We start from the raw sequence: 13,459 nt of genomic DNA on the forward strand, positions 1-13,459 counted from the left end.
GAATTCCATTCCGTATGGATTCTGTCAGCATGCCTGCATGCTGGCAGATACGGGATGGGGGCAATCGATGATGGGGAAGTCGGTTCTTCTTTATGGTGCGGCGGCGTGTTGCGCGGGCCTGGTCCCGCTGGCCGCGCAGGCCACGGAGGGGGCGCTGGGTCGCCCGGTGTCCGGCACCAGCGTGCAGGCCAATGCAGGCGTGGTACCGCCCGAGCCGGTCTGGGTGGTCAACTTCGGCGAGATCTACCTCGACGGCTCCGTGGGCAATGACCGGCAGGTGCCCATCGGCGGGCGAACCACGCTCGGCGTGGAAGCCAAGATCGCCTTCACGCTGGCCACCGCCATGAAGGTCTGGGATACCGGCCCCGGCGCATGGAACTTCGCCTCCAGCTTCACGTTGCCCTATGTCTGGACCACCGTGCACGCCACGGCCGGCGCCAGCGGCGCGCTGGGCAACTTCTCGACCGGCACGTCGGACCGGGCTTCGAACTTGTTCGATATCTACTTCGCCCCGATCATCGCCGGCTATCACTTCTCCAAGACCAGCCACATGGCGTTGAGCTTCAACGTCTGGGCGCCGACCGGCCAGTACAACAAGGACGCGCTGGCCAACCCGAGCCTGAACAACTGGACCTTCATCCCCCAGGTGGCCTTCACCCACCTGATGCCGCAGTACGGGCTGGAGTTCAATGCCGTGGGCGCGTTCCAGTTCTACACGCGCAACACGGCCACGGACTACCAGAACGCGCCACTGTTCACGCTGGACGTGATGGGCGTGAAGCGCTTCGGCCCGTGGGGCGTGGGGCTGGTCATGGGCACGGTGCAGCAGCTCGGCGGCGATAGCGGCCCCACGGCAGACCTGCTGCACGGCTTCCACGGCCACGACTTCGCCATGGGGCCGATCGTCACCTACGACACCAAGCTTGGCGGCAAGCATCCCCTCTCGTTCGGGCTGCGCTGGGTGCCGACGGTGAGCAGCAAGAACCGGCTCGACAGCACCTCCACCTTCATGGCGACTGTCACATTGGTGCTGTAGCAGCATTCCACCTCAAGCAACGATTCACTGACAATACGCACGACTATCACTTTCCTGTCACGAATCGCCGGCACCATCGGCGCTCAAACTAGAAATCAGGGAAGTCTGAAATGCGTTATACCCACTCCGCGATCGGGATCGCGGCAGCTGTGCTTGTCTCCGCCTTGTTCTACGGCTGCAACAGCAGCGACGATGCCCCGGCATCGAACCCGGCCACGCCTTCCGGCCCGTCCACCCCGGCTACCCCCAACGATCCCAGCACGCCGGACAACCCCAAGCCCGCCGAAGTGACCGGCAAATGGACCACCGGCGACCTGCACGTCCACACCGTGGAATCGGACGACGCCCAGAGCCTGCTCGCCAACGTGCTGGACGAGGCGCTGGTCAAGAACAACCTCGACTGGACCGCCATTTCGAACCACCTGCGCCCGTCCACGCGCGACCAGAACGGCACCAACATCGTCGGCGGCCCGCTGCCGTTCTCACGGGCCATGGCCGAGTACGAGATGCCGGCCGTGCGCCAGATGCAGGTCAATGGCTCGTACGTCAACAAACTGATCTTCTCGGCCTTCGAATGGGACATGCCCACCCATGACCACATGAACGTGGGCATTTTCGGCGGCGCGCCGCTGGGCACGGCCACCAAGGCGGCCAACGAGTTCGAATACTTCTTCACGAACCGCCCCGACACCCAGTTCGATCCGGTGGACGTGGCCAACTGGAACGCCAAGGGGCCGCGCGCCTTTACCACCCACGCGGACGCCGTGAAGGCCGTGGCCTGGCTGCGCGACAACTATCCCGACACCAGCTACGCGCTGATCAACCACCCCTCGCGCAACACGGGCAAGTACACCGCCGCCGACTACCGCGAATTCAACGACACCGCCCCGAACATCGCCTTCGGCGTGGAGGGCATGGTCGGCAACCAGATGGAGCCGGACCGCGGCGGCTATACCACCGCCTACGTGAACGCCAACCTGAAGAACCGCGTCTACGGTGGCGTGGACTACGTGGTGGCGCAGGTCGGCGGCATCTGGGACGCGCTGCTCGGTGACGGCCGGCGCTTCTGGAACGTGGCCGACTCCGACCACCACTTCAAGACCATCGGCTCGAACAGCAGCGGCTACTTCCCGGGCGAGTACGCCAAGACCTATGTCTGGATCGAAAACCAGTACACGGGCATCAAGGGCGTGCTGGAGGGCGTGCGCTCGGGCCGCATGTTCTCGGTGTTCGGCGACCTGATCAACGCGCTCGACTTCAACGTGGCCGGCGCCGCCGGCAAGAGCGAGATGGGCGGCGAGCTGGAGGCCCGCGCGGGCGAAACCGTGAAGGTGACCATCCGCTTCAAGAGCCCGGACCGCAACCACTTCGAGTACCCGATCAACAGCGGCATCAACGTCAACGTGCGTCCCACGGTGGACCACATCGACCTGATCGCCGGTGACGTGACGCCGCGCGCCGCGGCCGGCACGGCGGGCTACAGCAAGGAAACCAACGACTCGACCAAGGTGATCGCCACCTTCACGTCGGCCGACTGGAAGCTGGATTCGGACGGGTACTACGCCGTGACCTACACCTACACGGCGACGAAGAACCAGTACTTCCGCCTGCGTGGCACCAACCTCGGCATGAACGTGGCGGGTGAGACCCAGGACGGCAATCCGCTCCCGGACGCCAAGACCACGGTCACCGAGGACGCCGCGCGCTTCAACGCCATCAACGCCCGCAACTACAACGACCTCTGGTTCTACTCGAACCCGGTCTTCGTGACCGTGGGTTCGTGACCGTGGGTTCGTGACCGTGGGTTCGTGATGGTAGGTAGCTGAGTTTGTGGCGTTAAACGAAGGGTCGAGATAATGGTAATTATCAAGTCACCTGCGTTTGTGTAAGAGGTGGTTTTCCCCTCTCCCGGAAGCGGGAGGGGGGAGAAAAACAAACAGCGGTATCATCGCGCCCTTCGCCTTGATGTCCGCATTGCACCTTGTCTGACCCTGAACGTACTGCCGTCCGTCGCCGGCAGCGCCCGCCGGTTGCTCCGGAGCGGCTGCTTGGCCCGCATCACTTCGCTTTCTATCGCGGTTATCTCGAAGGCATCGACCTCGCCCGGCTGGCTGACCGCTATCTGGAGACGGGGCTGGACCTGCGCGTCGCCCGGACCACCATCGGCTGGATCGAGTCCGAATTGGCGCGCGGCGTCAAACGGCTGGAAACCCGCGAAGACGGCCAGCCGACCATCTCCGAGCGCGCCTGGCTGGCGCTGTTCCGCACGCCGGCCGACGAGAGCGCCACCGCGCGCCAGAACCGTCGCCGCAAGCTGTTGCGCGTGCTCGACGCCCTCAAGCCCCAACTGGTTTCCCGCCCCACGCGCGATGACGCCGTAACTGGCTGGTTCGCGCCGGCCATCGCCCAGCGGCTGGTCGAGGCGGGCTGGGCCACGCTCGGCGCGCTGCAAGCCGTGATCGGCCATGAGGGGCCGCGCTGGCACCGCCATGCGCGGCGCATCGGCGACCATACCGCCCGGCGCATCGAGGCCTGGCTGGCCGATCAGGCCGAGGATATCGGCGCGATTCCCGCCGCCGCACTGGTGCCCCGCCGCACCGCCACGGCGGCCGAATTGGCGAGCCTGCGCGCGCCGTCAGCGGCGGTGGCGCCGCTCGAATCGCTGCTGCTGCCGCCCGCGCTGGACGGCCGGCAGGGCCATAACCGCACGCCGCATGGCGTCGATTCCCGCATTTCCGCCCAGAACGACCTGATGGCCATCCACGCCTGGCTGGGCGTGCATCCGCCCGTGGGCGGCCACACCTGGCGCGCCTATCGCACGCAGGCCGAGCGCTTCCTGCTCTGGGCCGTGTTCGCGCGCGGCAAGGCCTTGTCCGATCTGACCGTCGAGGATTGCAGCGCCTACCTGATCTTCCTGGCCGATCCGCAGCCGGCGGCCCAGTGGGTCGGCCCGCGCGGCACGCCGCGCTATCGCCACGACTGGCGGCCGTTCGAGGGGCCGCTGTCGGCGGGCAGCGTGCGGCAGGCGTTCACCATCGTCAAATCGCTGTGCGCGTGGCTCGTCAACGCGCAGTACCTGCGCTACAACCCGTTCGAGCTGCTGCCCAAGCCCAAGGCGGCGGGGCAGGGCCGTATCAAGGTGGCGCGCAGCTTTACCGACGCCCAGTGGCAGTTCCTGCGCAAGTTCACGGCCGCGCTGCCGGGCGATGACCCGCGCACGGCGCGGCTCCAGTTCATGCTGCGCTTTGTCTACGCCACCGGCTTGCGGATTTCCGAGCAGGCGCAGGTGACCGTGGGCGACCTCGCCCAGCAGGATCTGGCTGCCGACCAGCGCGGCGTGTGGACGCTCTCCTTCGTCGGCAAGGGCACGCGCGCCCGCGAGGTGCATGTGCCGGGCCCGGTGATCGAGGCGCTGCGTGACTATCTGGAAGCGCGCGGACTGGGGCGCGAGTTGGAGCGGCTGCACCCGTCCACGCCGCTGATTGGCCGGGTGAAGGACGATGGCGCCGTGGGCCGGCTGTCCGTGGCGCAGCTCGATGCCATCTGGAAGGGCTTCTTCGCGCAGGCGGCGCAGGCCATGGCCGCCGATGACCCGGCCGGCGCGGCACGGCTCGGACAGGCCAGCGCGCACTGGCTGCGCCACACCTTCGGCTCGCATGCGATTGCACGCGGGGTGGCGCTGGATGTGGTGCAGCACCAGTTGGGCCATGCCTCGCTGGCGACGACGTCGATCTACGTCCACGCCGAGGACGCCCGCCGCGCGCGCGAACTCGATCAGGCGGGCATGTACTAGTCGGCTGCGGGCAGGCAGTCCAGGAACGCCTGCGCCAGCGCCGGCACCGGGCGCTGCTGGTTGTGCAGGACATAGCTTTCGAACGGGATGGCCGGCTCAAAGCGAATGGCGCGCACCCCCGGCAGCTTCAGGCTGCGCACCACCACCGGGTTCACCACGCTGACGCCGAGGCCCATCTCCACCATCGTGCAGATGGTGGCCGCGTAGGGCGTTTCCAGCGTCAGCACGCGCCGGTCCGGCACAAAGGCGGCATCGACGATGGCGCGCGTACCATCGCCATGGGTGAGGGAGATGAAGCGCTCGCCGTCGAGGTCCGCCGCGTGGACCACCCGCTTGCGCGCCAGGCGGTGGTCGGCGGGCACGATGCACACCCCGGGCTCGTCGCGCAGCAGCGCGCTGTCGATGCCCGCCGTCTCCACCACGTAGGACACCAGCCCGAAGTCGCAGAACTGGTTCGCCGTCCATTTGGCGACGGTCGGCGAGTCACTGGTATGCACGGCGATGGGCACGTCCGGGTGCTGCTCCCGGAACCGGGCGATGGCCTGCGGCATCACGCTCATGGCGATCGACGGCACGGTGCCGATGCGTAGCGTGCCGACGCCCCCCTCCCGGATCGACCGCGCCGAGGCGCGCAGGCTGTCGAGCCCGAGGAAGGAACGCTCCACGTCCCGGAACAGGGCTTCGGCCTCCACGGTCGGCGTCAGCCGGCCGGCAATCCTCGCAAATAGCTTGAATCCCGTCTCCCGCTCCAGTTGCGAGATCACGCGGCTGATGTTCGGCTGCGAGGTGTGCAGCTGGGTGGCGGCGGTCGTCATCGAGCCGGTCACCATCACAGCCCGGAAGGCTTCGATCTGTTTGAAATTCATACGGGCGATGGTATATCAAATCCGTATGTGCAGGCCGAAATAACTGATTTGACGATATGACCGTCGGATTTCCATACTTGGCTCCAACGTACCGGAGAACAACACACGTATGGAATCGAAAGTCAGCCGCCGCCTGACCCAGGCCACCGCCCCCGAGGTCTGCGAACACATCTACCTGCCGCGCCTGGCGCGCGAATTCGGCAGTGGATTCCCGTATTTGAGCGATATCAACCAGGCGCACCTGCTGATGCTGCACGGCGCCGGGCTGGTGCCGGCCGAGGTGGCCGCGCAACTGGCGCACGCGCTGGTGCGCATCGAGGCGGAAGGCCCGGACGCCGTGCCGCTGGACCCGGCCCGCGAGGACGCCTATTTCAACTACGAGGCCCGGCTGATGGCACTGGCCGGCGCCGACGTGGGCGGCCGCCTGCACGTGGCGCGCAGCCGCAACGACATCCTGGCCACTCACGACCGCCTGCGCGCCCGTGACGCCGCGCTGGCCATCCTCGACGAACTGCTGGCCACCCGCACGGTGCTGCTGGACAAGGCTGCCGAGCATGCCGGCACGGTCATGCCCGGCTACACCCACCTGCAATCGGCCCAGCCGGTCACCTACGGCTATTACCTGGCCGGCGTGGCCGAGTCGCTGGGGCGGGACATCGCCCGGCTCCGGCAGGCGCTGGCCCGGCTCGATGCCTGCCCGCTCGGCGCCGGTGCGCTGGCCGGCACGGCGTTCCCGATCGACCGCACGGCCACGGCGCGCTGGCTCGGTTTCTCCGGCCCCACCACCAATTCGCTGGATGGCGTGGCCTCGCGCGACTTTGCGTGGGAAATCCTCGCTGCCATCACCATCGGCACGGTCACCTGGGGCCGCGTGGCGCAGGATCTTTATGTCTGGGCGACGCCGGAATTCGGGCTGATCGACTTCCCGGACAGCGTGGCCGGCACGTCGAGCATCATGCCGCAGAAGAAAAACCCGGTCGTGCTCGAGTACCTGAAGGGGAAGGGCGGTCACATGATCGGTCTGCTCACGGCCTCGCTGGCGGCGCTGAAGGGCAGCCATTTCACGCATAGCGGCGACGGCAACCGCGAAAGCATGCGCGGCTTCTGGGAGGCGGCGGACGAGTGCAAGCGCTGCGTGGCCCTGCTGCGGCTGGTGCTGACCCACGCCACGCCACAGGCCGGTCACATGCTGGCGCGCGCCCGCCGGGACTTTTCGATGGCCACCGATCTGGCCGACACGCTGGTGCGCAGCGCCGGCATGTCGTTCCGCGAGGCCCACCACGTGGTGGGCGCGGTGGTGCGCGATGCGCTGGACCGCCATCTGCCCGCCAATGAGATCGATTCGGCGATGGTCGATGCGGCGGCGCTGCGCCACACGGGCCGCGCCGTGCACCTGTCGCCCGAGGCCGTGGCGCGCAGCCTCGACCCCGAATGCGGCGTGGCCGCCCGCACCGCTGCCGGCGGGCCATCGCCCGTGCTGGTGCAGGCGCAGGTTCTGGCCCAACAGGCCGACCTGATCGCCGCGCGAGGTGATGTGGACGCCATGCGCGAGCGGGTGTTGACGGATCGCGCCGCGCTGAAACGGGCCATCGCCGAACTTGCGAGCACGGCGGCGTCGATCGATTGACGCGCTCCGGGTGGCGGCTTCAAGCCGCGATCGCCGCCCCCCACCAGTCCCGGATCGCATAGGCGAGGGTGTCGCCCTGGTGCAGCCCGGCGGCGGCGCTGGCCGGGCGGCGGGCGGGGTCGAGGACGTTCGGGCCCATCGCTTCCAGCGCGGCCGGGCTGGGCGCCACCACATGCACCGCGCAGCCCGCCGCCTGCAGCGCCGCCACTTCGGCGCCCAGGTGGCCGCTGACCGGGTTGCCTTCGGCATAGCCGAACGGCGACAGGACCAGCACCCGCTCCGCGTCGATGGCCACCTCGGCGTTGGTCATCGACGCAATCCCCCCATCTATATAGAAGGCGTCGCCGATCTGCACCGGCGGCCAGACGCCCGGCACGGCGCAACTGGCGGACACGGCCTCTACCAGCGGCACGCCGCTGGCCGCATCGAACACCCGGCGCGCGCCGGTGGCGGCATCCACGGCCGCCATGCGCAGCGGATGCCCGGGCCAGTCGGCCTGGGGCAGCCGCGCGGCGATGATGGCGCGGCGCGCGGCCGGGGCGGGGGTCTCGCTGCGGCGGGCGAAGTCGCCGATGCGCTGGCGCGCCGCCGTCAGGTCGCCCTCGACCTTGGCCACCAGCTTGCGGTTCTGCGCGTCGGCTTCGGCCTGCGAGTAGGGACGGAACTGCTCGGGGGAATCGGCGGGCGGATGCAGTTGGGCATGCAGCAGCGCCTCGATGTGCAGGCCGCACGCCAGCTGGGCGCCGACCACCGAGCCAGCCGACGTGCCGACGAACAGCCCGGCGCGATGCACGGCCACGCCGGCCCGCGCCAGCCCGGCCAGCACGCCGACTTCCCACGCGATGCCCGCCACGCCGCCGCCGCCGAACACGGCAGCCGTGCGGAATCGATGCTGGCCGGCCATCAGATGATGCCCTCCAGCGCCAGTTGCCGTTGCGCGTCGTCGTCGATGCCGAGCAGCTCGCCGTAGATCTCGGCGTTGTGCTGGCCCAGTGCCGGCGCCGGCTCGATCGGCTTGGCCGGCACGCCCGAGAACTTCGGGAACACGCCCGCCATCTTCACCGGGCCGATCTTCGGGTGCTCCACCGTGGCGATGCTCTCCCGCGCCGCGTAGTGCGGGTCCTGCATGATGTCCTCGATGGTGTAGATGAAGGAGTAGGCCAGCCGCGCGGCGTCCAGCTTGCGGCACAGCGCGTCCTCCGGCTCCGCGGCGATCCAGTCCGCGACCAGCCGGTTCAGCTCGTCCACATGCTCCCAGCGCTGGCTGTGCGAGGCGTAGCGCGGGTCTTCGGCCAGATCCGGGCGGCCCATGGCCACGCAGAGGCGCTGGAAGCCGGCGTCCGCCGAGCAGGTGAAGATCAGGTAGCGCCCGTCGCGCGTGCGGAAGTGCTCGCCCGGCGCGGCGGCGAAATGCTTGTTGCCGCGCCGCTCGCGCACCACGCCCAGCCGGTCGTACTCGGGCACCAGCACCTCGGTGAATCGGATGATGGACTCGTACATCGACAGGTCGATTTCCTGCCCCTCGCCGCCGTGCACGTCACGGTGGTAAAGCGCCATCATTAGCGCGAAGGCACCGAGGATGGCGGTCTGGTAGTCGGCGGTGGAGGTGCCGCTGCGCACCGGCGGGCGGTCCGGGTAGCCGGTGATGCCCATCAGGCCGCCGAAGGCCAGCCCGATGCGGTCATAGCCGGCGCGCTCCCGGTACGGGCCGGTCTGCCCGAAGCCGGACACGCGCAGCATGATCAGGCCCGGGTTGTGCTGGCGCAGCGTCTCGAAGCCGCAGTTCCATTTCTCGAGCGTGCCGGGGCGGAAGTTTTCCACCACGGCGTCCACCTCGCGCACCAGGCGGTACAGCAGCGCCTGCCCGGCCGGCTCGCGCAGGTTCAGCGTGATCGACTTCTTGTTGCGCGCCTCCACCTGCCAGTACAGGCATTCGTCGTCCACAAAGGGGCCGAGGTCGCGCACGGTGTCGCCGCGCTCGGGCACCTCCACCTTGATGACTTCGGCGCCAAAGTCGCCGAACAGCGTGCAGGCTACCGGCCCCGCGACCATCGTGCCGAGGTCGAGGATGCGCAGGCCGCTCAGCATGTGCGGGCCGGGCGTTTTCATGACCGGTCCTCCAGCGTGGAGGGTTCTGCGTCGGCAGCGGGCGACTCGGCCGCCTCGGCCGGCGCAGTCTTCAGCCGGTAGTCAGAGAAATCGGCCTTGCGCGTCATGTGCCAGTAGTCGTCGTTGCGGAACGGCGTGGTGGCCACCACGCGGCCCTGCGCGTTGCGGTACCAGTTGCTCATGCCCTTGTGGGTCCAGATCATGGCGTTATGGGCGGCCTGCACGCGCTGGTTGAAGGCGTCGTGGCGGTCGCGCCGGATCTCGATCTCGAAGCGCCCCGCGCTGTGCGCCATGGCCTGCCGCACGATGTTGAGGATGTAGCTGACCTGCGTCTCCAGCAGCGAGACCACGCTGCCGCCGTGGCCGAGCGCCGTGTTCGGCCCGGCCAGCATGAAGAAGTTGGGGAAGTCCGGCACGGCCACGCCAAGGTAGGCTTCGGCGCCGTGGCGGTCCCACGCCTCGCGCACGGAGCGCCCGCCCCGGCCGAATAGCTGGAACGAGGCCAGCATGTTGATGGCGTCGAAGCCGGTGGCAACGATCAGCACATCGGCCTCATGCCGCTCGCCCTTGTCCGTGACCACCGCGTTGCCTTCCACCCGGGCGATGCCGCCCGTGACCAGCGAGACGTGCGGGCGGGCCATCGTGCGATACCAGCCGTTGTCCATCAGCATGCGCTTGCCGAACGGGGGGTACTCGGGCAGCACGTCCGGCAGCAGGTCCTGGCGCTCGCCCAGCTCGGCCTTGATGTAGTCCGTGAAGTACGCACGGTGGCGGTCGTTGGTCTGGTTGATGGCGCGCTCCGGGTGCGGCCATGCCGGGTCGATCTGGAGCGAGCCGTGGATGCGGTCGTTGAAGATGTAGGCCAGCCGCTGGCGATACCACTCCTGATAGAACGGCACCTCGCGCAGCAGGAAGCGCGCGGACTCCGGCACCGGCTTCTGGAACTTCTCGAAGGGGGCGGCCCACTGGCGCGAGCGCTGGAACACGGTCAGCGCGGCCACGTGGTCGGCAATGGCCGGCACCACCTGCATCGCGCTGGCGCCATTGCCGATCACGGCCACGCGCTTGCCGGTCACGTCCAGGCCCTCGGGCCAGCGGGCAGTGTGGAAGCAGGGACCGTCGAACTGGTCGAGCCCTTCGATATCGGGCATCTTCGGCACATTGAGCAGCCCCACGGCGCTGATGACCATGTCGGCGTGCAGCGTTTCGGCCTGGCCTTCGGCGTCGAGCGTGTGGACGGTCCAGCGCAGCGAGGACTCATCGTAGTGGGCCGATTGCACCGTGGTGCGCAGCCGGATATGACGGCGCACGCCGAAGCGGTCCGCCACGTCCTCGAAGTATTGCTGGATCTCGCCGCGCAGCGCGAAGTAGCGCGACCAGTCGCCCTTGGCGAACGAGTACGAGTAGATATGGTTCGGCGTATCCACGCCGGCGCCCGGGTAGCGGTTCTCGTACCACGTGCCGCCCACCTCGTCGTTCTTCTCGATCAGCACGAAGGGGATGCCGGCACCCTGCAGGCGGATGGCGGCGCACAGCCCCGCCACGCCGGCCCCGATCACGATCACGCGGAAGCCTTCGGGCACGTCGATACGGCCGCGCTGGTCAATGCGCATGTCCGCGTCCAGCCCCAGCCAGGCGGCGATCATCGGCCCGTAGGAGGCCGGGATGTCCTCGCCCACGCTCAGCCGCATCATGGCGACCAGCGTGTCCGGGTCTGGCGCGGGCAGTGCGGGGGCCACGCCGGACTTCCACGCCAGGATGGCGTCGCGGGCGGCGGCCAGCACTTCCGCGCGGACCTCATCGGGTAGCCCACCGGGATCGTTGTCTTCCAGGCCGCGGATGCGCGAGCACTGGTAGCGCGGATCTAGCCAGCGGCGGTCCCCGGTCAGGTGCAGCAGCACCATCAGCAGGGTGGGGTAGTTGGCGTCTTGCAGGGCGTGGTCGAGCGTGGCCTGCCATTTGGCGGCGGCCTGGATGTCGGTCGTCATGGTGCGAGGGAGTCGGATGGATGGGGCGTTATTGGGCGCTTACTGGCCGCTTACTGGGCAGTCAGGCCGGCGGACTTCACGACGGCGCCCCACTTGGCGTATTCGGCGCGGATGTCCCGGGCGAACGCCTGCGGCGTGTCCGTGTTGGGCTCGAAGCCGAGCGTCAGCAGCTTGTCGCGCACCTCGGGCTTGGCCATGATCGTGCGCAGGTGGCCGTTCAGGCGGGTGACGATGGCCTCGGGGGTGTCCTTCGGCGCCACAAGGCCCAGCCAGCCCACCGCCTGGTAGCCGGCCACGCCAGCTTCGGCGACCGTCGGCACGTCCGGCAGGATGGCGGAGCGCTTGTTGTCCAGTACGGCCAGCGCGCGCAGCTTGCCGGCCTTGATATTGGCCTGCTGGGCGCCGATGGTGTCCACCATCACCGGCACGCGGCCCGCCATGACGTCGATGGACGCCTGGCCGCCGCCGGGATAGGACACCGAGCCCATGCGCAGATCGGCCTTGGCGGCGAACAGCCGCATCGCCAGCTCGAACGCCTGGGCGCCGGAGGCGAACATCATCGGGTCCGGCTGCGCGCGGGCGGTCTGGATCAGCGACGGCACGCTGTTGAACGGCGCGGACGGCGCGCCCACCATCACCATCGGCGCCGTGGCGATCATGCTGACCGGCTCGAACGCGGTCAGCGGGTCATACGGCGTGGCCTTGACCAGATGCGGCCCGATCACCATGGTGCCGCTGACCGCCACGCCCAGCGTGTAGCCGTCCGGCGCGCTCTTGGCGACGGTGCCCATGCCGAGCATGCCGCCCACGCCCGGGCGGTTTTCCACCACCACCGGCTGGCCGATCATCGCGCCCAGCTCGTTGGCGATGATTCGCCCCACCGTGTCGGACGCGCCGCCGGCGGTATAGCCCACCACCAGTCGCACCGGCCGGGTCGGCCAGGTGTCGGCACGAGCGGGCGCGGGTAGCTGCAGCGAGGCGGCCAGCCCAAGCAGGATGGCCAGTCGCGGCAAGGAAAGCACGCGGGGGATCGCACTGGCGAGGCGGCGGAACGTCATGGGTTGTCTCCGGGTGTGTGCACGTGTTCGTGCTTGGTATGGTTGCATTTCATCCCGGACGTGTTCAGTATTCAAACGGAATCTTTACCAATATTCACTATGTGAACATCTCGACCGGGGAGAGGCCGAAAACATGACAAAAGCAGAGACAGAAGCAGAGACGGAAGCCGGCGAGGACACCGGCAGCGCTCCCAAGGGTGCACAGACCGTCACACGGGCGATGGTGCTGCTCAAGCTGATTGCGGCCCATCACCCGACCGGCGTGGCGCTGGGCGTGCTGGCGCAGGCGGCCGGGCTGGACCGCGCCACCGCCTACCGGCTGGCGACGAGTCTGGTCGAATCCGGCATGGTCGAGCGCGAACAACGGCTGTACCGGCTCGGGCTGGACGCCATGCAGCTCGGGCTGGCGGCGATGAAAGGCGCGCCGATCCTGGACCGCTGCCGCCCGGTGATGCAGCGGCTGGCGCGGCGCACCGAGGACACGGTTTTCCTCGTGGTGCGCAATGGCGACTACGGCCACTGCCTCCATTGCGAGGAGGGCGCGTTTCCGGTCAAGGCGCTGGTGCTGCAGGTGGGCGGCATGCGCGTGCTCGGCATCGGCTCGGCGGGCGTGACGCTGCTGTCGATGCTCGACGATGGCGAGATTGCCGCGCTCTACGCGCGCCATACGTCCGAATTCACGCCGCACGGGCTGTCGCTGGCCAAGCTGCGCACGCTGGTGACGCGCGCGCGCTCGGCCGGGCTGGCCAAGACGGACAGCCTCGTCAACGAGGGCGTGAGCGGCGTCGGCATGCGCTTCGAAATCACGCCGGGCAACTTCGCGGCGGTGAGCGTGGCCGCCATCCGCAGCCGCATGCAGGAGTCCCGCAAGCAGTGGATTGCCGACCTGATCGCCGAAGAACTGCGCTCGGCGGGCTTCCGGTGCGCGTATGCTGGGACCGGGCTGGATGGCGCCCCGGGTGCCGATCTGGCGTAGCACCTT

At 68.7% G+C, this 13,459-nt stretch carries 10 protein-coding genes; 5 read left to right on the forward strand and 5 right to left on the reverse strand.

What is annotated here, in order from left to right:
- Nucleotides 1–67: 67 nt before the first annotated feature.
- From AC1DFU_RS12505 to AC1DFU_RS12515, 3 genes are all read left to right on the forward strand, one after another.
- The gene (locus AC1DFU_RS12505; protein WP_255370978.1) at nt 68–1,036 is read left to right on the forward strand and encodes a SphA family protein; all 969 of its coding nucleotides are present in this window, start codon (nt 68–70) and stop codon (nt 1,034–1,036) included.
- 110 nt (nt 1,037–1,146) lie between these two features.
- On the forward strand, nt 1,147–2,820 hold the full coding sequence (locus tag AC1DFU_RS12510) for an S-layer protein (RefSeq protein WP_441593001.1): 1,674 nt from the start codon (nt 1,147–1,149) through the stop codon (nt 2,818–2,820).
- Nucleotides 2,821–3,017: 197 nt separating this feature from the next.
- Nucleotides 3,018–4,829, forward strand: coding sequence for a tyrosine-type recombinase/integrase (locus AC1DFU_RS12515; RefSeq protein ID WP_441593002.1), 1,812 nt, complete (start codon nt 3,018–3,020; stop codon nt 4,827–4,829).
- Here AC1DFU_RS12515 and AC1DFU_RS12520 read toward each other — a convergent pair.
- A complete protein-coding gene (locus tag AC1DFU_RS12520; protein WP_441593004.1) occupies nt 4,826–5,695 on the reverse strand; it encodes a LysR family transcriptional regulator in 870 nt (289 codons plus the stop codon). The genes AC1DFU_RS12515 and AC1DFU_RS12520 overlap by 4 nt on opposite strands.
- 109 nt (nt 5,696–5,804) lie before the next feature.
- Here AC1DFU_RS12520 and argH point away from each other — a divergent pair, with 109 nt between their 5' ends.
- Nucleotides 5,805–7,322, forward strand: a complete 1,518-nt coding sequence (gene argH, locus AC1DFU_RS12525) for an argininosuccinate lyase (RefSeq protein ID WP_441593005.1) — start codon at nt 5,805–5,807, stop codon at nt 7,320–7,322.
- A gap of 19 nt (nt 7,323–7,341) precedes the next feature.
- Here the strand turns inward: argH and AC1DFU_RS12530 are convergent, their stop codons facing one another.
- Genes AC1DFU_RS12530 through AC1DFU_RS12545 form a run of 4 tightly spaced genes read right to left on the reverse strand, consistent with a single transcriptional unit; the run spans nt 7,342 to nt 12,477 of the window.
- Nucleotides 7,342–8,226: a patatin-like phospholipase family protein gene (locus AC1DFU_RS12530; RefSeq protein ID WP_441593007.1), complete on the reverse strand. Its 885-nt coding sequence runs from the start codon at nt 8,224–8,226 to the stop codon at nt 7,342–7,344.
- Nucleotides 8,226–9,431: a CaiB/BaiF CoA transferase family protein gene (locus tag AC1DFU_RS12535; RefSeq protein ID WP_092300559.1), complete on the reverse strand. Its 1,206-nt coding sequence runs from the start codon at nt 9,429–9,431 to the stop codon at nt 8,226–8,228. Before AC1DFU_RS12535 ends, AC1DFU_RS12530 begins: the two co-directional genes overlap by 1 nt.
- A complete protein-coding gene (locus tag AC1DFU_RS12540; RefSeq protein WP_441593009.1) occupies nt 9,428–11,419 on the reverse strand; it encodes an FAD-dependent oxidoreductase in 1,992 nt (663 codons plus the stop codon). The genes AC1DFU_RS12535 and AC1DFU_RS12540 overlap by 4 nt, the downstream gene beginning before the upstream one ends.
- A 50-nt stretch (nt 11,420–11,469) precedes the next feature.
- Nucleotides 11,470–12,477, reverse strand: a complete 1,008-nt coding sequence (locus AC1DFU_RS12545; RefSeq protein WP_441593011.1) for a Bug family tripartite tricarboxylate transporter substrate binding protein — start codon at nt 12,475–12,477, stop codon at nt 11,470–11,472.
- Between the two features lie 133 nt (nt 12,478–12,610).
- Here AC1DFU_RS12545 and AC1DFU_RS12550 point away from each other — a divergent pair, with 133 nt between their 5' ends.
- Entirely contained in the window at nt 12,611–13,453 is an 843-nt protein-coding gene (locus AC1DFU_RS12550; protein ID WP_092300551.1) for an IclR family transcriptional regulator, read from the forward strand.
- Nucleotides 13,454–13,459: the final 6 nt, after the last annotated feature.

The sequence above is a fragment of the Cupriavidus sp. 10L45 genome, from assembly GCF_056395225.1.

What these genes read in the sequence shown, in the direction of transcription:
- AC1DFU_RS12505 (WP_255370978.1), top strand. Translation starts at nt 68, where the DNA reads ATGATGGGGAAGTCGGTTCTTCTTTATGGTGCGGCGGCGTGTTGCGCG.
- AC1DFU_RS12510 (WP_441593001.1), top strand. Translation starts at nt 1,147, where the DNA reads ATGCGTTATACCCACTCCGCGATCGGGATCGCGGCAGCTGTGCTTGTC.
- AC1DFU_RS12520 (WP_441593004.1), bottom strand. Translation starts at nt 5,695, where the DNA reads ATGAATTTCAAACAGATCGAAGCCTTCCGGGCTGTGATGGTGACCGGC.
- argH (WP_441593005.1), top strand. Translation starts at nt 5,805, where the DNA reads ATGGAATCGAAAGTCAGCCGCCGCCTGACCCAGGCCACCGCCCCCGAG.
- AC1DFU_RS12530 (WP_441593007.1), bottom strand. Translation starts at nt 8,226, where the DNA reads ATGGCCGGCCAGCATCGATTCCGCACGGCTGCCGTGTTCGGCGGCGGC.
- AC1DFU_RS12535 (WP_092300559.1), bottom strand. Translation starts at nt 9,431, where the DNA reads ATGAAAACGCCCGGCCCGCACATGCTGAGCGGCCTGCGCATCCTCGAC.
- AC1DFU_RS12540 (WP_441593009.1), bottom strand. Translation starts at nt 11,419, where the DNA reads ATGACGACCGACATCCAGGCCGCCGCCAAATGGCAGGCCACGCTCGAC.
- AC1DFU_RS12545 (WP_441593011.1), bottom strand. Translation starts at nt 12,477, where the DNA reads ATGACGTTCCGCCGCCTCGCCAGTGCGATCCCCCGCGTGCTTTCCTTG.
- AC1DFU_RS12550 (WP_092300551.1), top strand. Translation starts at nt 12,611, where the DNA reads ATGACAAAAGCAGAGACAGAAGCAGAGACGGAAGCCGGCGAGGACACC.